This window comes from Ignavibacteriales bacterium (assembly GCA_026390795.1).
In the GTDB taxonomy this organism is placed as follows: Bacteria; Bacteroidota; Ignavibacteria; order Ignavibacteriales; family Melioribacteraceae; genus Fen-1258.
In genome coordinates this window covers 2513935-2538788 of the sequence record JAPLFG010000003.1, presented here as the reverse complement: position 1 = coordinate 2538788, position 24854 = coordinate 2513935, and the positions used below count along the sequence as shown (strand labels likewise).

At 36.5% G+C, this 24854-nt stretch carries 27 protein-coding genes; 6 read left to right on the top strand and 21 right to left on the bottom strand.

Features of this window, described 5'->3' with window-relative positions; translation table 11 throughout:
- The first annotated feature begins 42 nt into the window (after positions 1-42).
- The 6 genes from NTX65_14635 (at position 43) to NTX65_14610 (ending at position 5405) form a co-directional block, all read left to right on the top strand.
- The gene (locus NTX65_14635) at positions 43-738 is read left to right on the top strand and encodes a LiaF-related protein (GenBank protein MCX6170580.1); all 696 of its coding nucleotides are present in this window, start codon (positions 43-45) and stop codon (positions 736-738) included.
- Between the two features lie 58 nt (positions 739-796).
- Complete coding sequence (locus NTX65_14630; protein ID MCX6170579.1) at positions 797-1564, top strand: LiaF-related protein; 768 nt, start codon at positions 797-799, stop codon at positions 1562-1564.
- A gap of 17 nt (positions 1565-1581) precedes the next feature.
- Entirely contained in the window at positions 1582-2631 is a 1050-nt protein-coding gene (locus tag NTX65_14625) for a histidine kinase (GenBank protein ID MCX6170578.1), read from the top strand.
- A 1-nt stretch (position 2632) separates the two neighbouring features.
- Positions 2633-3391 carry a LytTR family transcriptional regulator DNA-binding domain-containing protein gene (locus NTX65_14620; protein ID MCX6170577.1) on the top strand — a complete coding sequence of 253 codons (759 nt, stop codon included), beginning with the start codon at positions 2633-2635 and terminating at the stop codon, positions 3389-3391.
- A gap of 141 nt (positions 3392-3532) precedes the next feature.
- Positions 3533-5125, top strand: a complete 1593-nt coding sequence (locus tag NTX65_14615; GenBank protein MCX6170576.1) for an acetaldehyde dehydrogenase (acetylating) — start codon at positions 3533-3535, stop codon at positions 5123-5125.
- Between the two features lie 88 nt (positions 5126-5213).
- The gene (locus NTX65_14610) at positions 5214-5405 is read left to right on the top strand and encodes a hypothetical protein (GenBank protein MCX6170575.1); all 192 of its coding nucleotides are present in this window, start codon (positions 5214-5216) and stop codon (positions 5403-5405) included.
- Positions 5406-5570: 165 nt separating this feature from the next.
- Here NTX65_14610 and lptB read toward each other — a convergent pair whose 3' ends face one another.
- The 21 genes from lptB to NTX65_14505 all read right to left on the bottom strand — a co-directional run bounded on the left by lptB (position 5571) and on the right by NTX65_14505 (position 24830).
- Entirely contained in the window at positions 5571-6314 is a 744-nt protein-coding gene (gene lptB, locus NTX65_14605; protein MCX6170574.1) for an LPS export ABC transporter ATP-binding protein, read from the bottom strand.
- Positions 6286-7701 (bottom strand): hypothetical protein, encoded by a 1416-nt coding sequence (locus tag NTX65_14600; GenBank protein ID MCX6170573.1) that lies wholly within the window; start codon positions 7699-7701, stop codon positions 6286-6288. Before NTX65_14600 ends, lptB begins: the two co-directional genes overlap by 29 nt.
- Positions 7698-8240, bottom strand: a complete 543-nt coding sequence (lptC, locus tag NTX65_14595) for an LPS export ABC transporter periplasmic protein LptC (GenBank protein ID MCX6170572.1) — start codon at positions 8238-8240, stop codon at positions 7698-7700. The genes NTX65_14600 and lptC overlap by 4 nt, the downstream gene beginning before the upstream one ends.
- Positions 8237-9214 carry a KpsF/GutQ family sugar-phosphate isomerase gene (locus NTX65_14590; protein ID MCX6170571.1) on the bottom strand — a complete coding sequence of 326 codons (978 nt, stop codon included), beginning with the start codon at positions 9212-9214 and terminating at the stop codon, positions 8237-8239. The genes lptC and NTX65_14590 overlap by 4 nt, the downstream gene beginning before the upstream one ends.
- 71 nt (positions 9215-9285) lie before the next feature.
- Entirely contained in the window at positions 9286-9990 is a 705-nt protein-coding gene (locus NTX65_14585; protein ID MCX6170570.1) for a hypothetical protein, read from the bottom strand.
- On the bottom strand, positions 9974-10471 hold the full coding sequence (locus tag NTX65_14580; protein ID MCX6170569.1) for an HAD hydrolase family protein: 498 nt from the start codon (positions 10469-10471) through the stop codon (positions 9974-9976). The genes NTX65_14585 and NTX65_14580 overlap by 17 nt, the downstream gene beginning before the upstream one ends.
- Entirely contained in the window at positions 10461-11276 is an 816-nt protein-coding gene (gene kdsA / locus NTX65_14575; protein MCX6170568.1) for a 3-deoxy-8-phosphooctulonate synthase, read from the bottom strand. The genes NTX65_14580 and kdsA overlap by 11 nt, the downstream gene beginning before the upstream one ends.
- Before the next feature lie 16 nt (positions 11277-11292).
- Positions 11293-12324 (bottom strand): Holliday junction branch migration DNA helicase RuvB, encoded by a 1032-nt coding sequence (ruvB, locus tag NTX65_14570; GenBank protein MCX6170567.1) that lies wholly within the window; start codon positions 12322-12324, stop codon positions 11293-11295.
- Positions 12325-12341: 17 nt separating this feature from the next.
- Positions 12342-13445 carry a heparan-alpha-glucosaminide N-acetyltransferase domain-containing protein gene (locus NTX65_14565; protein MCX6170566.1) on the bottom strand — a complete coding sequence of 368 codons (1104 nt, stop codon included), beginning with the start codon at positions 13443-13445 and terminating at the stop codon, positions 12342-12344.
- A gap of 135 nt (positions 13446-13580) precedes the next feature.
- Positions 13581-13988: a cobalamin B12-binding domain-containing protein gene (locus tag NTX65_14560; protein MCX6170565.1), complete on the bottom strand. Its 408-nt coding sequence runs from the start codon at positions 13986-13988 to the stop codon at positions 13581-13583.
- Between the two features lie 84 nt (positions 13989-14072).
- On the bottom strand, positions 14073-14849 hold the full coding sequence (gene kdsB, locus NTX65_14555; GenBank protein ID MCX6170564.1) for a 3-deoxy-manno-octulosonate cytidylyltransferase: 777 nt from the start codon (positions 14847-14849) through the stop codon (positions 14073-14075).
- Positions 14850-14855: 6 nt separating this feature from the next.
- The gene (gene gatC, locus NTX65_14550; protein ID MCX6170563.1) at positions 14856-15149 is read right to left on the bottom strand and encodes an Asp-tRNA(Asn)/Glu-tRNA(Gln) amidotransferase subunit GatC; all 294 of its coding nucleotides are present in this window, start codon (positions 15147-15149) and stop codon (positions 14856-14858) included.
- Between the two features lie 3 nt (positions 15150-15152).
- Positions 15153-16439, bottom strand: a complete 1287-nt coding sequence (locus NTX65_14545; protein ID MCX6170562.1) for a VWA domain-containing protein — start codon at positions 16437-16439, stop codon at positions 15153-15155.
- 47 nt (positions 16440-16486) lie between these two features.
- A complete protein-coding gene (locus NTX65_14540) occupies positions 16487-17650 on the bottom strand; it encodes a M48 family metallopeptidase (GenBank protein ID MCX6170561.1) in 1164 nt (387 codons plus the stop codon).
- Positions 17601-18377 carry a tetratricopeptide repeat protein gene (locus tag NTX65_14535; protein MCX6170560.1) on the bottom strand — a complete coding sequence of 259 codons (777 nt, stop codon included), beginning with the start codon at positions 18375-18377 and terminating at the stop codon, positions 17601-17603. Before NTX65_14535 ends, NTX65_14540 begins: the two co-directional genes overlap by 50 nt.
- Entirely contained in the window at positions 18374-20215 is a 1842-nt protein-coding gene (locus NTX65_14530; GenBank protein MCX6170559.1) for a BatD family protein, read from the bottom strand. The genes NTX65_14535 and NTX65_14530 overlap by 4 nt, the downstream gene beginning before the upstream one ends.
- A gap of 78 nt (positions 20216-20293) precedes the next feature.
- Positions 20294-20989, bottom strand: coding sequence for a tetratricopeptide repeat protein (locus NTX65_14525; protein ID MCX6170558.1), 696 nt, complete (start codon positions 20987-20989; stop codon positions 20294-20296).
- A complete protein-coding gene (locus NTX65_14520) occupies positions 20986-22029 on the bottom strand; it encodes a VWA domain-containing protein (GenBank protein MCX6170557.1) in 1044 nt (347 codons plus the stop codon). The genes NTX65_14525 and NTX65_14520 overlap by 4 nt, the downstream gene beginning before the upstream one ends.
- Positions 22026-23021, bottom strand: coding sequence for a VWA domain-containing protein (locus NTX65_14515; GenBank protein MCX6170556.1), 996 nt, complete (start codon positions 23019-23021; stop codon positions 22026-22028). The genes NTX65_14520 and NTX65_14515 overlap by 4 nt, the downstream gene beginning before the upstream one ends.
- Positions 23014-23961, bottom strand: coding sequence for a hypothetical protein (locus tag NTX65_14510; GenBank protein ID MCX6170555.1), 948 nt, complete (start codon positions 23959-23961; stop codon positions 23014-23016). The genes NTX65_14515 and NTX65_14510 overlap by 8 nt, the downstream gene beginning before the upstream one ends.
- Positions 23955-24830, bottom strand: coding sequence for a DUF58 domain-containing protein (locus NTX65_14505; GenBank protein MCX6170554.1), 876 nt, complete (start codon positions 24828-24830; stop codon positions 23955-23957). The genes NTX65_14510 and NTX65_14505 overlap by 7 nt, the downstream gene beginning before the upstream one ends.
- Positions 24831-24854 lie beyond the last annotated feature (24 nt).

The window sequence follows — 24854 nt, the reverse complement described above, 5'->3', positions numbered from 1 at the left end:
TTTGCCGTCAAAAGAAGTGAAGATCAAAAAAGGAGACTAAAAATGGAAACGCCTAAATTTCATGGAAGAGTAATTATTGGGATATTACTCATTCTAATCGGCGGATTATTCTTTCTGCGCAATTACGATTTATTTGACTTCCCATACGAATATTTAACATGGGAATATTTTTTCATTCTGCTCGGTATTCTTTTCTTTTTCCTTTCACGAAACAGAACGGCAGGAATTGTTTTCATCGCGATAGGATTATTCAACCTTTTGCCGGAACTATGGCCGCTGATCTTTGTAATGATTGGCTTATACATAATTTTCGGAAGGGAACGCCTCCGACATAACAGGTTTTCAATCAAATCCACTTTCGAAGGACAATCCGGTCAACCGGCAAGCGGAAATGATTACGTAGACAGTGTAAATATTTTTGGAGGCGGAAATAAAGTAATCCATTCCGATAATTTTAGAGGCGGTAATATCACATCAATTTTTGGCGGTTCGGAAATAAACCTTGCTAACTGCAAACTTGCAGAAGGTGAAAATTTTATTGAAGTAACTGCAGTCTTTGGAGGAACAACAATTATTGTCCCTCATGATTGGAAAGTAGTTCTAGATGTTCTTCCAATCTTCGGAGGTTTTGGAGATAAAAGAAGCAAAGATCCAAACAAAGCATTTCAGGAAGGAAGAACTCTCGTTATTAAAGGGTTGGTTGTTTTCGGCGGCGGAGAAGTTAAAACTATATTCTGATTCTTTTTAGCATAAGTATAGTGTTTATACTTGATAAAATTTTTTGTTGGAGGTTAAAATGCAAAACACAAATGGAAGAACCTGGGCCGGGATAATTTTCATAGCCATCGGCGCTTTATTTCTTCTTGAAAATTTTGGGTTTCCATGGTTTTACGGATTTGATATTAGCCATATGATTTTTTCATGGCATTCAATATTCCTAATCATCGGAATTGTCTTGATCATAAATCATCGCGATAATTTTTTGGGATACATCTTTGTTGGAATCGGCGCATTTGGAATGCTTCGTCACATCCCGTTTTTTTCTCAATTTGATTTCAGCGATCTATGGCCAATCGCACTTTTATTCATGGGACTCTGGCTTATACTCAGAAGAAACGGGAAATCATCAATCCATCATTCTCATTTCTCAAATAGCGGAAAAGAATCAACTAGAGAGATGCCGCCGCAGGAAGAACGTCAATCGCAAACAGCTTCTAATTTTTATGATTTTTTGGATGAAGTAAACATCTTTAACTCAACTAATAAAGTTATCCGTTCGGATAATTTCCGCGGCGGTAATATTACGACAATATTTGGGGGAACAAAATTGGATTTAACAAATTCAAAACTTTCACCAAGTGAAAACATTTTAGAGATAACCACATTATTCGGTGGAACGAATATTCGTGTTCCGCAAAATTGGAAAGTAATATTAAATGTCACTTCTATCTTTGGCGGCTTCGAAGATAAACGGTTCGCACATATTCATAGCGAGGAAAAAAGCGAAGGCATGTTAATTATCAAAGGTGTTGCGTTATTCGGCGGCGGCGAACTGCTTTATTAATAATTCAAGAGTAAAAAATGAGCAACCCATTTATTAGTAATAAAAAAATCCGTGCACTTTACTTCAGCATCTGGTTTTTTATCTCTCAAGCGCAGGTTCTATTACTTACATATTTCTTAAATGTAAAACTGCTTAATGCCTATTGCGACAGCTTGGTTTTTAATTTCTTGTATATGGCGCTTGGTCTAAGTTTTTGGTTCACGGTTAGTTTCAATTCCTTGGAAAATTATTCCACGTCAAAAGTTTTTCTAAATCATATTGCCGCGGCAGTAATTACTTCAGGTTTGTGGATTCTTATTGGATACTATACAATTATTAATCTCATAACGGGCGATAAAGTTTACTCGGATTTTCTTCTTAAATCTCTCGTCTGGAGATTTTTAATTGGCATTCTCTTCTATACGGTAATTATTGCAGTAGATTATGTGATCATTTACTACAATAATTTTCAAGAGAAACTTTTGAAAGAAGTTGAGTTGAATGCTCTTGTTAAAGAAGCCGAATTGAAAACTTTAAAATATCAGATCAATCCACACTTTATCTTCAACAGTTTGAATTCGATCAGCTCATTGACTATTTCCAATCCAATACAAGCACAGGAGATGACGATAAAACTTTCTTCATTTCTTAGAAGCATCTTATCTAAAAATGAGAAACAAAAAAATAAACTTATCGAAGAAATTAATAACGCAAAACTCTATCTCGACATTGAAAAGGTGCGTTTTGCCGAAAAATTTGAATTCATTGAAGATATTAAAATTGAATGCAAGGAGATGGAAGTTCCAAGCATGATACTTCAACCGATTTTAGAGAATGCTATAAAACACGGTGTTTATGAAAGTTTGGACAAAGTCACAATTAAACTTTCTTGCGGAATGGAAAATGAATATTTTAAAATTACAATTGAAAACAACTTTGATCCGGAATCAATTCCGCGGAAGGGTGAAGGAATTGGACTTAAAAATATCCGTAATAGATTAAAATTAATTTATAATCAAGAAAATCTTTTAACTGTTCAAAAAGAGACTAATCGATTTAGTGTAAACATTTTTATACCGGTTGGATGACATGGGACCAAAAAAGAAGATAAGAGTTGTAATAATTGATGACGAAACGCTCGGTCGTGAAATAATTAAAAGCTACTTGAAAAAGTTCGAAAATGTTGAATTGCTCGCCGAATGTTCAAATGGTTTCGAAGGAATCAAACAGATCAACGAACTTAAACCGGATTTAATCTTTCTCGATATTCAAATGCCTAAGCTAACCGGATTTGAGATGCTGGAAATTTTAGAAGAACCGCCGGTAATCATTTTTACAACCGCGTTCGATCAATATGCTCTCAAAGCTTTTGATGCCAATGCAACGGATTACCTTTTAAAACCATTCTCTGAAGAAAGATTTGCCGAAGCATTTAATAAAGCCCTTAAACTTATCACCAATATATCTCCGGCTAAACAGAAATTGGACGGGCTGGTAAAAGCCGTTGAAAAACGTGATGAATTTTTGGACCGCGTGGTAATAAAGAACGGACAGAAAATAATTATCATCCCGACAGATGATATAAGATATATTGAAGCTCAGGATGACTACACAATGCTTTACACCGAAAAAGGAAATTTTCTTAAACAGAAAACGATGAAATATTTTGAGGAAAATTTGAATGGTGCGGAGTTTATCCGAATTCACCGCTCATATTTTGTTAAGCTTACAGCAATCAAACAGATAGAATTATTTGAAAAGGATTCGTACCGGGTTCTGCTTCATGATGGAGTGAAGTTACCGGTTAGTAAAAGCGGCTATCAGAATTTAAAAGAAATCATCAAATAATTTATTTGTAGATCTCCGGATATTTTCATTTTAGTACTTCTTAATCCTCTTAGAGTAAAAGATCAGATTGTTCATCAAACCCAAGATTGAACTTTGTCCCCTCTTGCTTTATATTTAGCCCAGAAAATAACAGGCGCATTTATGAATTTTGACAAAGACCTTCAATCTATACAGGAAGCCAGAACACTTGCCGCAAGAGCAAAAGAAGCCCAACTAGAATTTAAGTATTACAATCAAGAACAAGTTGATAAAATTGTAAAAGCTATGGCAGATGCCGGATTCAAAGAAGCCGAACGCCTTGCTAAATTGGCTTATGAAGAAACCGGTTTTGGAAAAGTGGCTGATAAAGTTATCAAAAATCAATTCGGCACAAGAGATGTCTGGGAATCAATAAAGGATTTGAAATCCGTCGGTGTGATTGACGTTCAAAAAGACGGCAAAATTATTAAGATAGCCGAACCAATGGGAGTTGTTGCAGCGCTTGTACCTTCAACAAACCCAACTTCCACTGCGATGTTCAAAGCAATAATTTCTTTGAAATGCAGAAACGCAATTATTGTATCGCCCCATCCAAAAGCTCTTAGATGTACAACCGAAGCATTGAAGGTCGTAGCGGATGCCGCTGAAAAAGCGGGCGCACCTAAAGGATTGATACAATGTTTATCAATTCCAACTCTTGAAGGTACAAATGCGTTAATGAAAGATAAAAACATTGCTGTAATTCTTGCCACGGGAGGAATGCCGATGGTTTATGCTGCTTATAGCTCCGGCACACCTGCATATGGAGTTGGTTCAGGAAACGTTCCGGCATTCATAGAAAAAAGTGCGAATTATCAGAAAGCGGTTGCAGACATAGTTTATGGAACTACTTTTGACAATGGAACGTTATGTTCTTCCGAGCAGGCAATGATTGTTGACCGTTCTATTAAAGATAAAGTTATTGAAGAAGCTAAACGGATCGGTTGCTATTTTGTTAATGATGAAGAGAAGAAAAAATTAGAGGACAAAGTTGCCCGCGGTGCAAAATTAAACGCAGATATTGTTGGAAAATCCGCAGCATGGATTGCAAATTATGCGGGTTTCACTGTTCCGGATAAAACAACAGTTCTTATTGCAGAATGCAGTAGTGTTGGAAAAGAGGAACCGCTATCAATTGAAAAATTATCTCCGATGCTTGCGTTTTATACTGTTGACGGCTGGATGGAAGGATGTCATCGCTCTATTGAGCTTTTACAATTTGGCGGAATTGGTCATACAATGGCAATTCATTCTAACGATAAAGAAATAATTATGAAGTTTGCTCTTGAGAAACCAGCATTTAGAATTGTTGTAAACACACCGTCCTCGGTTGGCGCTGTGGGTTATACAACCGGATTAATGCCTTCAATGACTTTAGGACCTGGTACATGGGGTGGCTCAATAATTTCAGAAAATGTAACAGCCAAACATCTGATGAATATTAAAACACTTGCTTTCGAAATACATCCGGTAAACCCCGGCAATTGTGTAAACTCTTTTGATCTTCCTTCGACAATAAACATGAAAAGCGGATACCAGGAGGGGAATTTTACAAAACAAATTGAAGAAAGATTACGGGCACGCGCAGGCAATCCAAATGTAAGTTTGATGAGTAACACCGGTCAAAAATTTAACAAAACTTCAGAGAAAGCAGTTTTGGGAACCGGAATATCAGAAGAAGAGATACAAAAAATTATTCGCGAATTTAATAAATAATTTCTAATTGAAATTTTATTATATAATTAGATTAGATCCAACACATATAAAAAAAATAATCTCTTAGAAAATGGGGATAACGGAAACAATGAACAAACTGAATCGAAACAATTTTTATAAATGGTCTGTTGACAAAGGTGATTATAAACGGGATGAGGAATCAACTATAACTTATATGAGAAAGTTGATCTGGAAAAAAAGGATGAAAACTACAGGCTGGATTTTTCTCTATTTTTCTTTTGTGATTGTGATTTCCTATTTAATATTCGCCAAATATTAAGTATAACCGGTTGTGTGAAGTAGAATATAAACCGTTAAAACGGTTCTAACATTGCGTCTTGTGTTTCTAACCCCGCGATTAATCGCGGGGTTAATCAATGAAAAAGAGTTTTCTTTAACTGTTTCAACAGTTTATTAAACAATGTTTTTTAATTCACGCAACACGTTAAGTATAACGATCCAACTTAAATTTTTCCCCAAGATATAATTTTCTAACATCTGCATCCTCTGCCAGGACATTTGCAGTCCCATCTTTAAATATTTGTCCGTTAAGCAAGATATATGCACGGTCAACAATACTTAATGTTTCGTGAACATTATGATCCGTAATTAATATGCCGATCCCTTTATTTTTTAGATTTGCAACAATATTCATAATATCTTCAACGGCAATAGGATCCACGCCCGCAAATGGTTCATCCAGTAAAATAAATTTTGGATTAGTCGCTAACGCTCGGGCGATTTCGCAGCGTCTTCTTTCCCCGCCGCTTAATTGAAAACCAAGATTCTTTCTGACTTTCACGATTCCAAGTTCCTTCAATAATGATTCCTGTTTCTCTTTTCTTTCGTCATTGGTAAGCTTCATCATTTGCAATACCGCCATAATATTGTCTTCCACACTCAACCTGCGAAACACAGATGCTTCTTGCGGCAGATATCCTATTCCCATCTTGGCGCGTTTGTACATCGGTTCATCAGTAATTTCTTTACTTTCCAAATAGACTTTCCCGGCATTCGGTTTTATCATTCCCACGATCATATAGAATGTGGTTGTTTTTCCTGCACCGTTAGGTCCAAGTAAACCGACCACTTCTCCCTGCTGGACTTGAACAGAGACATTATTCACCACGGCTCTTTTCTTATAAACCTTTTTAAGATTATCACTTCTTAGTGTTAAGTTTTCCGGCATAATATTGTAAATCCTTAATTAAGTATGTAAGAATATCCTGCCGATTGAAAAGCAGATTCTCTTTTGTTGGTCTATTTGAAAATAACCTAAATGTTGGAATAGTAAAATCTTTTTCTTTACCAACAATTAAATTTTCGGGATGAAATTCTGTTACCGGCTTACCATAAAATCTGACATTGGAAACATTTTTATTCTTGAATAAGATTTTTGCCTTTGCTGAGCTCGATTTAATTAATCCGTTCGGTTCATTCTCTTCGTACATATAATAAATACTTAATGCGTTCCCTTCTACTTCGGTTCTTTCCAACCCGTCTTTATTGAAAAACAATTTAATATTTTTACCGGAGATTTGGTCAAATCGGTTTACAGAATCCTTGTTGGCTGTAATGATCGAAGCATTTGCTTCAATATTTATCATTTGCAACCGTTTATCTTTCATAAATAACGAAATTGAATCGCCTGACATTTGTGTTTCTTCATTCCATATAACGGGAGGTAGTGCATCGTTTTCTCTCCGGAAAGTTTCGATGCGATCACCTTTTTTATAATAAAATGTTTTACCATTGAGCGATGCAAAATTTTTACGGACTATTTTCACCGAATCGGTTATAACAAGCTTATTTGTGCTGTCGTCAAATGATTCCATTGTCTTGGAAGAAATTACAAGCGTATCGAGTTGACCGGTTTCGGTTGTGTCAATCCTGACTAAAAATGGTTTATCTGTAATTTTGGAATAATTCTTTTTGCCAAAGTCTTCAAGTTTATTTCCAAAAATTGCCAAACGATTGGAAGGATTATAGATTCTTATATTTTTAAATGCATACGTCTCATCAGTATTCCGGAAATGAATTAAACTATCGGCAAAAACGGTTGATGAGGTGTCGGTTACCTGAACATTGCCGACTGCAACTGCTTTATCGTTATCATCAAAGTAATTGAGATGATCTGAACTCATATTGGATGCCGAATCGTGAAGTTTTACATCTTCATAAAAGTAGGAGTGCTTTTCATCGAAATAATAATACCCATTTTTAGATTCCAGTTGAACATGTCCGTCTGTTAAAGCAATACCGACTTTCGAGAATGCAACTTTTTTATTGCCGTCATAAAAACCGTGTTCAGTTTTAATAATAATACTGTCTTGAGTTACAATTACATTTCCAATTAATTCCGCTTCGTTGCGCGCAACAAACTGGATTGCCTTATTGCAGGTGATTCTAACTGCACCTTGAATTATTATAACATTTCCTTCAAACTCTTGAATGGTCTCTCCATTTACAACACGGCCGGAAAAAGAGGCGCCTTTAATTTGAAGCGGTTCAGAAGATTGTGCACAAATGCTTCCGACCAAGATCAAGAAAAATAATATGATAAAGCGCAGAGTCATTTTACAATACCAGGCCTAGTTTTGGAATAGGTAACGTTGAAGATTTTGTAGTTCTCCAGAAATTGATCCGATTCCAAACCAAATCCTTGGATAATTTCTTTTGGTGATGTAATGGTAACAAATTTATCGGTAATAATTTTCTGATCTTTATTGCGCCACATCAATTCGCTTGTTTTGACCACGGTGCCGCTGTCGTTCAAAGCCACAACACTGTCAATTGCGTACATATCTTTTGTCAAATCGTTAACTTTACCCCTGAGCGAACTTAACCATGAAGTATTTTTTTGTTCTTTATTATAAAAATTAATCTTAACCCCATCGAGCAGAGTGAGTTTTTGCTGATCAAACATTTTTAAATGATTTGAATAAAGAATTGCTTTTATCTTCCCATCATCAGAAAAAATCATTTTGGAATTCCAGCTTTCGTTTGAAGGTATTTCTCCTTGAACAATAGACTTTTCTACCTGCGGCTCAATTTTTTCTTTGGAACAAGAAAGAAGGAAAGTTAAAACGATCAAAGAAAAAAAATATTTTTTCATCTTGATTGTAAACCAAGTTTCACTAGATCATGCAAATGTAGGATACCTTCCGGTTTATTGAGTTTATCCGCTACAATCAATGATGTTATATTAAATTTTTCCATTTGCTGAATTGCGAACGAAGCTAAAAATTCTTTACTGATTGTCTTGGGATTCTTAGTCATCAGATCAACTGCGGTCAAATTTTTGATATCGAGAGTCTTTTCCAAAAGTCTGCGTAAATCTCCATCAGTTATAACACCGGTCAAAATTCCATTTTCATTTACGACGCAAGTCGTTCCAAGTCGCTTTGAGGTAATTTCTAATATTGTATCCTTAATGGATGCATTTTCAATTACAACCGGAACATCCTTTCCCTTTATCATGATTTCCGAAATTTTGAGTGAGAGCCGTTTGCCCAAACTGCCGCCTGGGTGAAGGAGTGCAAAATCTTCTGCAGTAAATCCGCGCATTTCTAAAAGAGTAATGGCAAGCGCATCTCCCATAACAAGCGCCGATGTTGTGGATGCCGTAGGTGCAAGATCGTACGGGCATGCTTCTTCTTTAACGCTTACATTAAGGACAATATCGCAATCCTTCGAGAGTTTGGAATTCACTTCTCCAAGCATTCCTATAATTGTAACATTGATTCGCTTTAACATTGGCATTAGTTTGTGTAATTCTTCCGTATGCCCGCTCTTCGAAATAAAAATTACTATATCATCGTTGCGAACCATTCCAAGATCGCCATGAAGCGCATCAGTTGGATGCATATAAATCGCGGCAGTACCTGTAGAATTCATTGTGGCTACGATCTTACGGGCAATTATTCCGGATTTGCCGATACCCGTAAAAACAATTCTTCCCTTTGCATCATAAATTTTTTGAACAGCTCTAACAAAATTATTATCAATACTGTTGACTAAATCCTGGACAGCTTTAGATTCAATCCTAACAACCTCAATTCCTTTATTAATAATCTGTTCTTCTGTCACACATTCCTCTATTTATTTGTGATTCTTCCTACAGGAAAGAAGAAACTAAAAAATGTTTATTACGATCTTACTTATTTTTGAAAATAACTGTAATCCAGTTCAATTCTCTGCCAATACTTGTTGTAAGCCAAGAATCCTTGAACTAACTGCTCGTCTGTAAATTCATCAAGGTTAGTAAATAATCTGCCCGGGTTCAGCGCTTTCTCCGGATCCTTAATATTAAGAAGTATCATCATTTCATTAAAATAATTAGTTACTGGCACAAAGTGATTAATACCACTCTTAGCATTATAAACCCAAACTTTTTTATGAACAGGCGCAATTGCCAGAATAATTTCATTCTTGATCAATTTGACTTCTCGAACGTATGATTTATCAAACGGCGCTTTATCACCCGGCAACCAGTTCGAGTAAGTCCATACTTTTGCTTGTGTCAAATCATCCGGAATATTTTCACCCGCAGTTACTTTGATATCAACTTCTATTTGCCCTTCCTGTTCTTCGTGGATTGTAACATATACTTTACCGATATCAAAAGTTATATTTGCGACCGCAAGAATCGGAGAGGATGAAATATCGAGATCAATCTGATCATCTTTTTCGCCAAGTATAAAGTTTCCTTCACCAAATCTGCCGTAACCAATAACCAGAAGATTTTCAATTATATCGCGGTATTGTTTGTAGCCCAATTTATTTTCAGGCAAGGCAGCAAAAAGCCAACTTTTTTCTCTAGGGCTAAGTTCTCTCGGAAATATTTCGTTAATATTTTGTTGCACGGCTTGCTGGCTCCTTTGATTTTTTATAGTAATTTAATATTTCTTTCAGCAGCTCTTCGCAATTATCTGCGTTTGTGCTGAATGAAACAGCTCTCTTTACTTCCCTTCTTGCGCTTTTCGGAGCGCACGATAAACCGCATTTTTGTAAAAGAGGAATATCTAATATGCTATCCCCCATATAAAAAACGTTTTGATAAATGATCGATCTGGAGTTTAAAAAAACATTTACCATTGAGACTTTATCCAAAGTTCCGTTCAAGACAAAACAATTTTCTATAGTTTTTAATTTGTCGATCAACTTATCATCCGATCGAGCAGTAACGATTCCAAACATTGCATCAAGCAGTTTAAATTCATTGCAGATCCCGGCGACAGATTCTGTACATTTTTCAGCCGATTCACCATCGTTCATGAGAACACCATCAAGATCGAATAGAAATATCTTGATCTCCCGGAATTTATTCAGGAGTTCACTTTTCATTTTTCACTAATTCATCTATCTGTTTAATCAAGACTAAAAGTTTTTTAAGTGAATGAAGAGGTAGCTGACTTGCAGCATCGCTCAATGCTTTTGTAGGATCGGGATGAACTTCAAGAAACAATCCGTCTATTCCAACGGCGGCGGCGGCTCTTGCTAAAGTTGGAATGAACCGTGCTTCACCGCCGGAAACATTAGAATCGCTTGGCAATTGTACGGCATGAGTTGCATCCATAATTACAGGGTAACCTAAACCTTTCATAATATCGAGAGAACGCATATCAACAACAAGATTATGATAGCCGAATGTTGTGCCGCGTTCCGTTAATAGAATTTTTTTGTTTTTTACCGATTCAATTTTTTGGATAACGTGCTTCATATCCTCCGGTGCAAGAAACTGACCTTTCTTGATGTTGATAATTTTTCCGGTTCTTGCGGCTGCTAATAACAAATCGGTTTGTCTGCAAAGGAATGCCGGAATCTGTAATACATCGGCAATTTCAGAAACTGCTTCAATTTCTTTTTCATTATGAATATCTGTTAATATCGGAACTGAGAATTCTTTCTTAACCTTTTGTAAAATTTTAAGTGCTTTTTCAAAATGAATACCGCTGAAAGAATTAATATTTGTACGGTTTGCTTTTTTATAACTCGATTTGAAAATAAATGGAATATTTAAGTCGCCGGTAATTTTTTTAATTTCCTCGGCAGTATTCATTGTGATCTTTTCGTTCTCGATTACGCATGGACCGGCAATTAGTACAAATGGAGAATTACTTCCGATTTTAATTTTGTTTACATGGATCATAACAGTGTCACCTTATTTATTCAAAAAGACTTTCTTGAGATTTTTGAATTCCACGTTTTTTATTGAACCGGATATAAGCCAGATCTGTGGCTTCTCTTCCGCGAGGTGTTCTTTGTATAAATCCTTGTTGAATTAGAAACGGCTCATAAACTTCTTCAATTGTTCCAGGGTCTTCATTCACGGCAACGGAAACGGTATTCAATCCAACCGGTCCGCCGTTAAATTTTTCAATGATGGTAAGAATTATTTCTTTATCCATTTCATCAAGACCGAACTCATCAACTTCTAAAGAATTAAGTGCTTTTTTTGCAATCGAAATATCAATTATTTTTTTTTGTTCATAATCAGCAAAATCACGGGTCCGGCGCAACAGACGGTTTGCTATTCTCGGTGTGCCGCGAGAACGTTTTGCTAATTCAATAGCCGCGTCTTCATCAAGTTTTATGTTGAGTAGATCTGCAGAACGATGGATTATTTTTTTTATTAGATCGCTTTCATAATAGTCGAGACGGGATTTAATTCCAAACCGGTCGCGTAAAGGAGCTGTTAATAAACCGGCACGTGTTGTGGCACCGATTAATGTATAATGAGGAAGTTTAATCTGAACAGAGCGGGCGTTGGGTCCGCTGTCAATCATAATATCAAGTTTATAATCTTCCATTGCCGAATAAAGATATTCTTCTACAACGGGACTCAAACGGTGAATTTCATCAATAAATAAAACCGATTTTTCTTCGAGATTTGTTAAAAGACCGGCAAGATCACCAGGTTTTTCTAAAACAGGTCCGGATGAAACTTTAATTTTAACACCAAGCTCATTTGCAATAATATGAGCGAGAGTGGTTTTGCCGAGTCCCGGAGGTCCTGTAAGAAGAACGTGATCGAGACCTTCGTTTCTAATTTTTGCAGCACCGATAAAAACTTTTAGATTATCTGTTATTTTGGATTGACCGGTGAACTCATTAAATTTTTGCGGACGAAGAGAGTGCTCAATTTTTATTTCTTCCTCGTTAATTACGGGATTAAGATTCTCCGATTTTCTTTTCACTCATTTCTCCGATAAAATTAAATCTTAACCGATACAATTTTTTTGCGCCGATAGCTTTTCAATAGTTCAAGTAAAGAGATCATTCCAAACATAGTAACTATTAGAAGAATTGCAGCAAGAATAGAGAGAGGAATATTCAAAGTTTTGGGATAAAACATAGCAAAACCTGGAATCCAGGCACTGCCATAAAGAACAACAATATGAACAACATAGATGAGAAGTGTATTCTTTCCTACTTGCTGAATAATCTCCGGTATAGTCTTAAGACTAAGCGCAATGTAAGACATAATACTGTTGAGTATTAGAATAAAACCCAGGCGGTAAAAAATTAGAGCTGAGTTATCTGTCCAAAAAGTTTTTTGCCCGTATAAGTAGTTTTCAATTTGATGGATAAAAAAGCAGATAACCAGAGAGATCAAACCAAAGCCGAATAAATTGTAGCTGAATTTTTTGGTGTTATATGATAATGGATTTTTCGCAAGATAGGTGCCGAGTATCCCCCCGCTAATAACATAACCACTCCAAGGAAATAGAGGAAAGAATGAACCGGTGCCGTGATAAAAATAAGCGGCAAAAGGGATCGGCAAAAAATTTGCCCAGCTTATCTTTTCAGTCACAAGGAACATAAAAAAGAAGAATAAAGCACCTAATGAAAAAACTAAATAGTCGCTTGCTTTATACTTTTCGGCAATAAAAGAAAGAAACAAAATAAATAACAAACCGAATCCGATTAATTGTAAAGCATCAACAGTAAAAAATACAAGCCATTGCGCTTTTGTAACCTCACTAAAATCGAACATGCGGGGAGTTGGAAACCGAAGAAGGTAGCCGATTAAAACCAAGATAATAAATCGGTGAACTCCTTTCAGCACACGCGGATTTTGAAAAAACGGTTCTTTGTTCGACTTCAGCAGATACGTGAATGCAACACCTGAAGTAAACATAAAGATTGGCGCTGTGAACCCGCGTATAGTAAACCAAATATTGTAAAGAGGTGAATCAAACGATCTGAATTGATCGCCAAGAAAAGCATCAATAGTGTGCCCTTGAACCATCATTAGTACAGCTAATGCTCGCATAAGATCTAAAAAAATTATGCGTTTTCTAGGATTTGAAGACATCAAAAAATTTTCCAATTAATCTGGTTATAAAAATAAATAAAGAATACCACTTAAAAAACGGTAGAAATGAATTTGACTAAAACAAAAAATGCCTCCTAACAATTGGAGGCATCCATTTCAAAAATGATTTTTCAATTAATTCCGAGGGTGATTTTCAGTCCACTCTTTTAAAAATTTTATTATATCCTGTGTCGAAGTACCCGGAGTGAATAACTCACCAACCCCAAGTTCTTTTAATTTTGCTAGATCTTCTTTTGGAATAATGCCTCCGCCAAAAAGAAGAATATCATTAACATCTTTATCTTTCATTAGATTCAATATTCTCGGAAATAAAGTCATGTGCGCGCCGGAAAGAATACTAATTCCAATAGCATCAACATCTTCTTGAATTGCCGCTTCAACAATCATTTCGGGTGTTTGACGAAGTCCGGTGTAAATTACTTCCATACCGGCATCTCGCAGAGCCGCGGCAACTACTTTTGCGCCTCTATCGTGTCCGTCTAATCCTGCTTTTGCTACCAACACCCTTATCTTTCGTTCCATCAATTATCTCCTTAGAATTTTCAGAGATTAATAAATCTCTATCCAAAAATAACATTGCTGCTGTGAAAAGACAATCTAACAAATCTATTTTCTCGGACCTCTATCCTGCAATTTAAAATGCTTTTCGTAGAAACGGCGTGCAAGTTCCAAATCTTTAGGAGTATCAACCGACAAACTATCATACTCAGTTAACACAATTTTCATTTTGAAACCGTGTTCAAGAAAGCGGAGTTGTTCTAATTTTTCAATCTGTTCCAAATCGGTTGGTCTAAGTCCGTTAAATTTTAAAAGAGTATCTCGGCGGTAGACGTACAAACCGATATGTTTATAAATTTCTGCAGTTTGAATACGCGCCAGATTCGTTTTTGCTTCCCTAACAAATGGAATTGGCGAACGTGAAAAGTATAAAGCAAAGTTTTTGTAATCGAAAACAACCTTTACTACGGATGGAGATTTCATTTCTTCCACATTTGTAATTCTCCGTGCAAGCGTTGAGAGATTAACTTTTTTATCGAAGAGAAGCGGCTCGATTGCCTCGTCTATCATCTTTCCTTTTATAAACGGTTCATCACCTTGAATATTAACAATGATTGTTGCATCCGGAATTTGTTCGGTTACATATGCTATCCGGTCGGAACCGCTTGCGCAACTCTGCGGCGTCATATATGCTTCGGCGCCAAAACTTTTAACTACTTGAAAAACTTTTTCATCATCAACTGCTATTACAACTTTATCCAGCAGTTTAGATTTTTTTGCGCCAATGTAAGTGTGTTGAATCATAGGTTTACCGCCGATGTCTGCAAGCGGTTTTCCAATTAAACGTGTTGACGCAAATCGAGCGGGTATTATTCCAATAATCATCTGGTATTAGTCTTTATTAATTACTTTGGGTACTTTGAAAAATTCATCCGTTCTATCCGGAGCGTTTTTTAATGCTTCTTCCCTTTCTATTGAAGGCTTGAGTTCATCATTACGAAATTTATTAATCTCTTCTATTGGATGAGATAACGGTTCAATATTTTCCGTATTGAGCTCGTTTAATTTATCAACGTAATTCAATATTTCGTTTAACTGAGAAGTGAAATTTTCCAATTCTTCATCTTTGAATCTGAGCCGTGCCAGCTGAGCAATATATTCGACTTCTTTACGGGTAACAGACATAAACTATCTCAAGCCTATTTTAGAAAAAAATCCGGCGCTGCTGTACTTTGCAAAAATAAAAGAGAAGGTACCGGTATAAGGATTTCCTTTCACACGGACTGTAAGTGCGTAATCTCCGCCGCGTCTCGGACTTTTATAGTTCAGTTGGTAAATGCTGTTTGCTCTCACATTTATACTTTGTTGGATAAGCGTAAATTGTGCATCCAATTGTGAAATATCGTTTATTGGAAAATAACCGGAAGTACCTAATCTCTGCAAAGTTTCTTCATCAAGCGGGTCTTTGCCGCGTAATCCAATTGTGAATACCGATTTATTACTGACAGCATTTATCGCTTCCTTCAGAGCTTCTGTTGTCGGCTGGGCGGTTTCATTTCCGTCTGTGAACACAATCATCGTGCCTTGCAAAATTCCATCAACTGAATAATTGTCTTCCCAAAGTGACGCACCAACAGTTACGGCATAATAAAGACTTGTCGATCCCGCACCGGATCTGTAATTATTAATCGCAACATTAAGATTATTTTGATTGCTTGTAAAATCGGAAAGTATTTCTATATTTTCCGAAAACTGATAGATTGCAACTTCCTGGTTCGGAGTCATTTTATTCACAAATGAGGAAGCGGCAGTTCTAATCTTTTCAATCTCAACATTAGTTAAACTAGTACTGTTATCCAGCATCAATACAGTTCTAATTTTGTTTGGCAATTCATTTAGTTTTTTTATCTCAGCTAAAGATTCAGATTGAAGCGGAAGTCCGTCTTCATAAATTTCAAAATCATCCCTGCTCAACGTTGTTACACCAACATTGAATAAATCTACAACTTGAAATGACAGATTGACATTATTCGGCAATTGAGTTTCCTGCCTTTTCAATTTCAACGCATATCCGGCTTGACTTGGATTTAAATTTGCAATCGTTGTAAACTTGAACACCGGTGAACTTGCCTGAGAACCGCCAGAAAAATTTGCCACTACCCTCCAGTAATAAGTAGAATAGTAATCCAAAGAACTTGTTAGAGCAAAGAACTTCTGATTGATTTTAGATGCAACAATTTGAAGAGGCGGGTTTCCCTTATCAAGGTAAACATCATAAGAAACAGCGTTATCAGATTCCCACTTTAATGTTTGAATAATATTTTGATCCGTAGAATTGTTCAAAGGCTGAGCTGCCGAAGGTATTGTGGTGTCAGTTTGTGAAGTATCAGTCGGCCCGCCGGAAAATTTACAACTGACAAGGAGAATTGCCAGTAGTAAATCAATACAGATTAGACCAATAATTCTTCTTACCATTTACAATAATTTCTCTTGTTGATTCACTGCAAATATAAGTAATAAAATCATTTTTGTAAGTGAGAAGTAATTGACTTGATGACAGAGATTCTGTTCGTGATTGAAGGATGACTGTAGAAAAACCACTCAACTATAGGGAGCGGTTCACGGTCGCCAAGGTTTTGATCGGTTAATTTTTCTAAAGTATTGATGAAGGATTCGGTTTTATTTGTTGAGACTATAGCATATTCATCTGCTTCATATTCAAATTTGCGTGATATGAAATTTGAAATTGGCGTTTGAATCAATCCTATGATTCCTCCCCATAATAGAAGAAGCGGAAGTGAGGATATTTGGACAATCTCTTTAAAACCAAATAGACTCAGCGATAATCTGTGAAGTTGTGCAATAAGGAAAAAAGTTAAGAAGCTGAAGACGGTTCCAATAAAAATATTTTTAACAATATGCTTTTTTTTGTAATGCCCTAATTCATGTGCTATAACAGTTTCAATTTCATCATTAGTGTAATTATCAAGAAGTGTATCGCCTAGAAGAATTCTTTTAGTTTTGCCAAGCCCGGTAAATGCGGCATTAGCTTTCTTTGTATTCTTACTCATATTGAATTTAAAAACATTCTGCACTTTTAATCCGGCATCCTTACTAAGCGCAACAATTCTTTCTTTAAAGTCATCATTTTCTATCGGAGTAATTTTGTAGAAGATTGGTAGGATGATTATTGGTACAATCTGAGCAAGTACAACTGAAAGAATAAACATCAGCACAGCGAACGGGAGCCACCACATTAATCCGAAACTTTTCATAATAAAATAAAAAAGGAGCAATACGGGGATTCCGATTACGGTTCCAACCAAAGTTCCTTTTAAACCTTCCCAGATCCATTTCCAAAACGTTTGGTTAGAAAGATTGTATTTGTGTTCCAGGTAAAAACCGGTGTAATAATTAATCGGCGAAAAAAGAATTGAAGAGAAGATTCCGAGGACTAAAACATAAGCTAAGAGTAGTAAGTAATCGTTAGTGATTGCTAACCGTAAATAGTTTTCAAGCTTTATGCTGAGACCAAGCAGAATAAAAAGAAAGAGGAGAACAAATGAAATAACAGCTTCAGCTATTCCAAGAATAAGTTTTGTATTACTGTATTTCTTTGCCTGCGTGTTGTCCAAACTATATCTGTCCAAATGAACCTTTTTGGATCCATCCGACTTTACCGTCAATCAAACGAATTTTTGTCCAATCGTTCACATGATCTTCAATTGCAAATTTTATTCCTTCGTGAATAACAAACGCGTCGTTGCTTTTGGAATCCGGCGAGACTTTTACCGAATACATTTGATCCAACAAAATTCCGTAGTCTGTTGCGGCTTCACGGTTAACGCGTGCAAAAAGTAAAACGGCCGCAATGATCAACAGCGCAAGAGAAGTTGAGCTGCTTAGAAAAGAAATTTTCTGAAGGATTGACCTGCGTGAGAAAATATAAACCGCAATACTTGCAAGTAAAATCCAGAATATAAGAATTACAATGAAAGACCAGCCAGAAACATTTAAGGACGTAACCAATCCTTCCCACCAAGAAACAAGAAATAACTTTGGCAACTCGGTAATTTTATCTACAGTTCTTGAATTGGCAATTTTTAGGTTGTAAGCCAAATCTTCATCATTAGGTTCAATCTTTAACCCTTTTTCATAACTGTAAATCGCAGAACCAAGTTTGCCGGCTTTGAAATATGCATTGCCAAGATTATAATAAAGTGCGCCGCTCTCAAATCCTTGTCCCAATATTTTTTGATATGATTCGGCTGCAAGCTGGTAATTCCCTTCCTGATAATATTTATTTGCACTCTTCATAAGATCATCATGAGATTGTGCGAATGAATTATTACCGGTTAAACACAGTAAAGTAATTAAGAAACTAATAAAAACTTTTGCCGTTTTTGAAATCATCTTTTCTTCCTCGCATCAAGTGACGAATCAACCTCTATAATTACCTTAACAGTCTCATCATAAAATTCAGGCGCCACGGCAGATGTTTCGCCTTCGGGTGCAAAACGCGCGTATTCGCATTTCTCTGCAATTCTCTTAACACGGTCAATTAAAGCATCGTCAACATTTCTATGCAAAAGTTTTTCAACAGCTCCTTCAACGGTGAATTCCGATTTTTGAATTCCCAATTTATCTTCAAGATAGCCGAACAAAGCCAATGATAATTCAGAATAAAAATTTGTAGTATTATTTTTATCAAGCGCATCTTTGGCAAGTTTTAATCTCTTACGCGCCGCCTTCTCTGCTTTCTGATACCGCATCAATTTAACATTTCCGGTAAGTTTATCATGACGTCTTTTGAAAACAATTGTACCGATCATTCCAAAAAGCGGAAGTATAATTGAAAACCAGAACCACGGCTTGATAAGTGAGATATCCTGACGCGGTTCAAGATTAAAATCCGAAGTCTTAATGAAGCGAATATCTTCGCTAAGAAGTTTTACATCTTCTCTCACAAATCCTTGTGAAGCAGTTTCATTTCCGGCTACACCTTGACGCACATTTATTTTGAACGGCGGTGATTTTAAAGTAATATATCTGCGGGATGACGGATTGAAGTAAGTAAACTCGATCGGAGGAATTTCCTTTTCACCGGCAGTACGCGGCACGATTAAGTAATCAATTATTTTTTGACCGGAAATCAACGCACCGCGGTTAATATTTTCAACCGTCTTCGGTTCATATTTTTCAAAGCCGCTCGGTAGCTGGGGTTCGGGTACTTTCAATAACTTTATATTTCCGTTACCGCTTAATGTTAATCTTAGCGTTATACTTTCATTTGTAACTACATCTTTCTTATCAACTTCCGCTTTGAAATTCAGATCGCCTACAGCACCGTTGAATGAAGCCGGTGCGTTTGATGGTAGAGGATCAACTTCAACTTTAATTGTGTTTGACTTTGCTGGGAATTCAACAGTCTCTGTTCTTCCGAAAAAAGAATCATTAAAAAATTCATCGAAAACATCATTGCCGGTTTTTTTCTTTTTAACAATCACAGGTATATTTAATTCGAAAGGCGTTACGGAAAGTGAGCCTGTCTTTGATGCAAAGAGTGCGACTTGCTTGATTTTAGCAACGCGGTATCTTTCACCTTTGTACATTCCGATTTCAAAATTTATATTTTGAAGAGGACCAACTTCTTCGGCCCAGAATCCTTCGTATGACGGAAGTTTTGATACTTGCGGTGAAGAAATATTTAATTTTGTATAAAGTTTGTATGTAACGGTTATTTGCTCACCAAGCAGTGCGCGTGTTTTGTTTGCTTCTGCAACTATGAAAACATTTTTTGCAAGTTCCTCTTGTGTATATCCGCCGGTGCTTTCCTTTTGTTGCTGCGGTGTTCCTTTCCCAACTTTGACTTTTATCGGCTCCGTATGAAAAGTTTTTCCACTGTAGTCAACGGATGCGGATGCAATTGTGAATTCGCCCAGAGCGCCGGGCTGCAAAATATAAGAGAACGTAACCGAACCGGAAACTTTTCCGTTTATGATCTGCATACTGCTGGATTGATTTGGACCGCTCAATATTTTGAATCCGCTAAATGCAGGAGCTCGAAAATTACTCAGTCCATTCACATCTCCGCCGTCAAAAGTAAAGTAAGCTTGAAAGCGGTCGTACTGTCCAACTGTAGTTTTATCAACCGTTGCGTTAAACTGCTGCGCATTTATTGAATGGACAAAAATGCCGCACAGAAGAATTGTCACAGCTAACAAATATTTTTTAGATTCACTTATCAACATTTATATTCTCGATGCTTGATACTCGATACTAACTACTAAATACTAGATACTAAATACTTGTCACAAGTTACAGGTTTCTTACCAATCCTTATCCGTTGCAACCGGTTTACCTTTTACTTTTCTCAATTTTTTCTGAGTATTCGTTTCGTTATTCTTTAATGCTTCCAATATCCGCTGCGCTTCTTCTTTAGATATTTGATTTTTCTGCTGTTGTTGCTGCTGCTGATTCTGTTGTTTATCTTTATTCTTGTCATTTTGATCTTGATTCTGCTGCTGTTGATCTTTATTCTGATCCTTATTCTTGTCTTTATTTTTATCATCCTTATTTTGCTTCTGCTGTTGATTTTGCTTCAGCATATCTAGCGCGTAAGAAAGATTATATTTTGTTTCAAGATCATCCGGGTTTTGTTTCAGCGAATTTTTATAAGCACCGATACCGTCTTGATATTTCTTCTGTTTCAGCAAAGAATTTCCGATGTTATGATAAACTTGTGCCTGTCTTTCTTTGTTATCTGTAAACTGCAAAGAATTTTTGTATGATTGGATTGCTTCATCGTAACGGCCTTGTTTATAATAAGCATCGCCAAGATTGAAATGACCTTGAAACATTTCCGGATCTTTTTCCAAACCTTTTTTGAATTTCACTTCCGCATCGGTAAATTTTTTGTCTTTGTAAAGATCCACACCATTGTTGTTCAAACTTCTTTTACTTTGAGCAGATAAGACCGACGTAAGAAATAGTAGACCGATAAATAATATATTTTTCTTCATCATTGTTTTACCTCGCGTAATTTTTCGAACTTTGCGAGCCATTTTGATTTATTCGAAGAGATGAAAAATTCACCAATTAAAATTAATAGAGCCGGAATTAAGAAATAATAAAATCTGTCTTCATAATCTGTTATTCGTTTCGATCCGTATTCAGACTGCTGAATTTTTGCCAGATCATTGTAAATTGCATCAAGTTCATCTTCGGTATTGCTGCCGCGGTAATATTTCCCAGCAGTCTTTTCGGAAATTGTCTTTAATATAGTTTCATCAAGTTTTGTCAGAACAATATTACCTTCATTATCTTTCTTGTATCCCGTTTGAACGCCTGAATCATTATACTCGGGAATCGGCACTCCGGCAGGCGAACCAAACCCGATTGAATAAATAGGAACTTCTTTGGACTTCGCTTCATCAAGAGAAGGATCAATATTTCCTTCGTGATCTTCTCCGTCTGTAATTACAACAACCGCCTTCTTAGTATCGTCATCATACTTAAACGATTTCAATGCTAAATCTATTGCCGGCCCTATTGCTGTTCCCTGCTGTGGTACAGAATTAAAATCAACGGCGTTCAAAAATAAATTAGCAGCGGAGTAATCGGATGTTAATGGGAATTGAATAAATGCATCACCCGCAAATACAACCAGCCCTATTTTATCACCTTGTAATTTTTGAATCAGCTTTGAGATTTCGAATTTTGCTTTTTCTAAACGGCTCGGTTTGATATCTTCCGCAGCCATGCTTTTAGAAACATCAAGTAAAATGTATACTTCAATACCAATCTGCTTAACGTCTTCAATTTTTGTTCCTACTTGCGGATTAGCCAGAGCTACAATTATTAAGAGAATCGCAAAAAGAGTTATTCCAAATTTGAGCGATGATTTTAGTTTACTTCTCAACGGAAATAGTACGTCGTGCATTTTTGTGCCGGCAAATTTTTCAAGAATCTTATTCTGCTTCTGCATTGTAAACCAATACAATGCGATTAATGCCGGAATAATCCAGAGCAGATAAAGATACTCGCTATTTGCAAATCGTATCACGGAAGTTTTCTCAAATAAGTTCTTGATAAACCGATATCGGTAACAAGGAGAAACAAACCGATGAATGCCCAGCCGTAAAAAAGTTCTTTCGCTTGTCTATATGATGTAACTTCAACGCGTGTTTTTTCCAACCGGTCAATCTCGTCGTAAATCTGAACCAATTTTCTGTTGTCGGTTGCCCGGAAATATTTTCCGCCGGTGATTTTAGCTATTTGCTGTAAACTATTTTCATCAATATCGACCGGAACCATCTGATAGCGAACTCCGAACGGAGTTTGAAACGGATACGGCGCTTCGCCAACAGTTCCAACACCAACTGTATAAATTCTTATTCCAAATTTTTGCGCAATTTGTGCGGCGGTAAGAGGATCAACTTCGCCGCGGTTATTCACACCGTCGGTCAGCAAAATCATTACTTTACTTTTTGATTTGCTGTCTTTCAATCTATTTACACCGTTGGCAATAGCATTTCCAATTGCGGTTCCGTCTTCAATCATTCCGGTATGAATTTCTTTGAGCAATCCGCGAAGAACCGAATAGTCAACCGTGAGCGGGCATTGTGTAAAACTTTCCCCGGAAAAAATTACAAGACCGATTCTATCATTTGTTCTGCCTGCAATGAAATCATCAATAACTTTCTTTGCCGCTTCAACGCGGTTAGGTTTGAAATCTTCCGCCATCATACTTCCGGAAATATCGAGCACCATTGCAATGTCAATTCCTTCTGTATGAAGATTTTCTCCGCTTGAAAAACTTTGCGGTCGAGCCGCGGCTACTATAAAAAAAGCGAGTGAAGCTATTTTTAACCATGAGGGAAGATCAGCGAGCTTTTCTTTTAACTTTTTTGGAATATTACCGAATATTTGAATTGATGAGTAAGTAAAATCGGGAGAAATTTTATCTTTCTTTTTCCAGTACCAGTATGCGAGTGCCGGCATAAGAAGCAGGAACCACAATACAAAAGGATAAGCGAATGTTACATCCCTAAACATTTTTCTCCTCGCTTACAATTTGCGGTACAGCTGCCGGAAAAGTTTGATTGACAATTTCATAAGCTTGTTTCATCATTTCTTCATTTACTTTAGGCATCGGTTCAAATTTCGCAAACTTTACAAGATCTGCATTGCTAAAGAAATTTTCAGATGTTCCGACTATCTTTTTTCCGTCTTCCATATAACTTAACACGGCAAGAATCTCTGCGGATGTCATTTCCAAAGCACGGAAGTTGAATCTGTCTTCAAAATACTGGCGGACTATTTCGGTTACTTCACTATGAAATTGTTTTACAAAACCGTTTTGCCATAATTTCTTTTGTTCCAGTTCTGCAAGCTTCGCAAGAGCAGCTTCGTGAGGCGGAATTTTAATTTCCGGTATTATACTTTGTTTCAATGCATTTCTCTTTTTATAATATCTGTAAACGAAATACGCCGCAACCAGCAGAGCAAAAATCAAAAATACTATCAGCCCAATTAAGAGCCAGTTCAACGGCAACTTAAGCGGCTCTTTAATATCGCGAATATCTTCCTGTGTATTAACCGGTAGAGTGCGAACCGTTATTGTAATAGGATTTGTCTTGATATTTTTTTTAACCGAACTCCATTCAGTATAAGCAACGGTAACGGCCGGAATTGTTACTTGAGCAGAATCATACTTTGAAAAGATAAAACGGTATCGTTCAATTACTTTATTATTGGCTTCATTTTTCTCTGCCGGGAAAGCTTGTATGAACTCGAGAGTCTTAATACTGTCCTTAATCGACGGAAGATAAACTACAATTCCTTTTTCATGAGTTATTTCAATCTGGTATTTTATAAAATCGCCGACTTTATAAATTGTTGTATCTGTGGTTGCACTAACAGAAATATTCTGCGCATTAATAAAAGAAAGAGAAAAGAGAATCCATACAAAAGAGAACCGTAAGAATTTTACCATCTTTTTTCCCTCAGTTTGAAGAAATCAACAAGCGGTTTTATATATGAACCGGAAGTTTCGATATCGATTGAATCCAATCTGCTCGAAAGGAAAAGTTGACGGCGGTATTCCATCCAGCGCTTGTGTTCATCTGCTATTGATTTACGAACAGATTTATCACCGGTATCTAAAAAACGAATCTCGCCGGATTCCGCATCACGGAATTTAATTAATCCGGCATCAATTAAAGATTTTTCACGAACGTCTCTGAGAACCACACCGATCAGGTCATGCTTCTTTCCGACAATCCGTAAAATTTTTTCGTAACCGCTGTCAATATAATCGGAGATTAGAAATACGATTGCTTTCTTTTTAATAGTATGATTAAAATATTCTAAAGCTTGACGAATACTTGTTGCTTTTCCTTCCGGTTCGAATGAAAGAACTTCCCGTATAATTCTTAGCGAATGACTTTTCCCTTTTCTAGGCGGAACAAATTTTTCAATTCTATCTGTAAATAAAATTAATCCGACTTTATCATTGTTCTTCAATGCAGAGAATGCAAGTATTGCGCTCAACTCAGCGGCAATTTGTTGTTTTGTTTTTTCAACAGAACCAAAGACAAGCGAACCGCTCATATCAACAAGCAGCATTACGGTTAATTCACGTTCTTCTTCAAATATTTTGATGTAAGGATGGCCAAACCTTGCGGTTACATTCCAATCAATGTTACGAATATCATCGCCGAAATAATATTCACGGACTTCCGAGAATTCCATTCCTCTTCCTTTGAAAACCGAATGGTATTCACCGGAAAAGACATCGTTCACAACTCCGCGTGTTCGAATCTCGATTTGTTTAACTTGTTTTAATAATTCTTTAGTCAGCATTTTAAGAGCTCTCAGCTTTCGGCA

What these genes read in the sequence shown, in the direction of transcription:
- NTX65_14635 (MCX6170580.1), top strand. Translation starts at nt 43, where the DNA reads ATGGAAACGCCTAAATTTCATGGAAGAGTAATTATTGGGATATTACTC.
- NTX65_14630 (MCX6170579.1), top strand. Translation starts at nt 797, where the DNA reads ATGCAAAACACAAATGGAAGAACCTGGGCCGGGATAATTTTCATAGCC.
- NTX65_14625 (MCX6170578.1), top strand. Translation starts at nt 1,582, where the DNA reads ATGAGCAACCCATTTATTAGTAATAAAAAAATCCGTGCACTTTACTTC.
- NTX65_14620 (MCX6170577.1), top strand. Translation starts at nt 2,633, where the DNA reads ATGGGACCAAAAAAGAAGATAAGAGTTGTAATAATTGATGACGAAACG.
- NTX65_14615 (MCX6170576.1), top strand. Translation starts at nt 3,533, where the DNA reads ATGAATTTTGACAAAGACCTTCAATCTATACAGGAAGCCAGAACACTT.
- NTX65_14610 (MCX6170575.1), top strand. Translation starts at nt 5,214, where the DNA reads ATGAACAAACTGAATCGAAACAATTTTTATAAATGGTCTGTTGACAAA.
- lptB (MCX6170574.1), bottom strand. Translation starts at nt 6,314, where the DNA reads ATGCCGGAAAACTTAACACTAAGAAGTGATAATCTTAAAAAGGTTTAT.
- NTX65_14600 (MCX6170573.1), bottom strand. Translation starts at nt 7,701, where the DNA reads ATGACTCTGCGCTTTATCATATTATTTTTCTTGATCTTGGTCGGAAGC.
- lptC (MCX6170572.1), bottom strand. Translation starts at nt 8,240, where the DNA reads ATGAAAAAATATTTTTTTTCTTTGATCGTTTTAACTTTCCTTCTTTCT.
- NTX65_14580 (MCX6170569.1), bottom strand. Translation starts at nt 10,471, where the DNA reads ATGAAAAGTGAACTCCTGAATAAATTCCGGGAGATCAAGATATTTCTA.
- kdsA (MCX6170568.1), bottom strand. Translation starts at nt 11,276, where the DNA reads ATGATCCATGTAAACAAAATTAAAATCGGAAGTAATTCTCCATTTGTA.
- NTX65_14565 (MCX6170566.1), bottom strand. Translation starts at nt 13,445, where the DNA reads ATGTCTTCAAATCCTAGAAAACGCATAATTTTTTTAGATCTTATGCGA.
- NTX65_14560 (MCX6170565.1), bottom strand. Translation starts at nt 13,988, where the DNA reads ATGGAACGAAAGATAAGGGTGTTGGTAGCAAAAGCAGGATTAGACGGA.
- kdsB (MCX6170564.1), bottom strand. Translation starts at nt 14,849, where the DNA reads ATGATTATTGGAATAATACCCGCTCGATTTGCGTCAACACGTTTAATT.
- gatC (MCX6170563.1), bottom strand. Translation starts at nt 15,149, where the DNA reads ATGTCTGTTACCCGTAAAGAAGTCGAATATATTGCTCAGCTGGCACGG.
- NTX65_14545 (MCX6170562.1), bottom strand. Translation starts at nt 16,439, where the DNA reads ATGGTAAGAAGAATTATTGGTCTAATCTGTATTGATTTACTACTGGCA.
- NTX65_14535 (MCX6170560.1), bottom strand. Translation starts at nt 18,377, where the DNA reads ATGATTTCAAAAACGGCAAAAGTTTTTATTAGTTTCTTAATTACTTTA.
- NTX65_14530 (MCX6170559.1), bottom strand. Translation starts at nt 20,215, where the DNA reads ATGTTGATAAGTGAATCTAAAAAATATTTGTTAGCTGTGACAATTCTT.
- NTX65_14525 (MCX6170558.1), bottom strand. Translation starts at nt 20,989, where the DNA reads ATGATGAAGAAAAATATATTATTTATCGGTCTACTATTTCTTACGTCG.
- NTX65_14515 (MCX6170556.1), bottom strand. Translation starts at nt 23,021, where the DNA reads ATGTTTAGGGATGTAACATTCGCTTATCCTTTTGTATTGTGGTTCCTG.
- NTX65_14510 (MCX6170555.1), bottom strand. Translation starts at nt 23,961, where the DNA reads ATGGTAAAATTCTTACGGTTCTCTTTTGTATGGATTCTCTTTTCTCTT.
- NTX65_14505 (MCX6170554.1), bottom strand. Translation starts at nt 24,830, where the DNA reads ATGCTGACTAAAGAATTATTAAAACAAGTTAAACAAATCGAGATTCGA.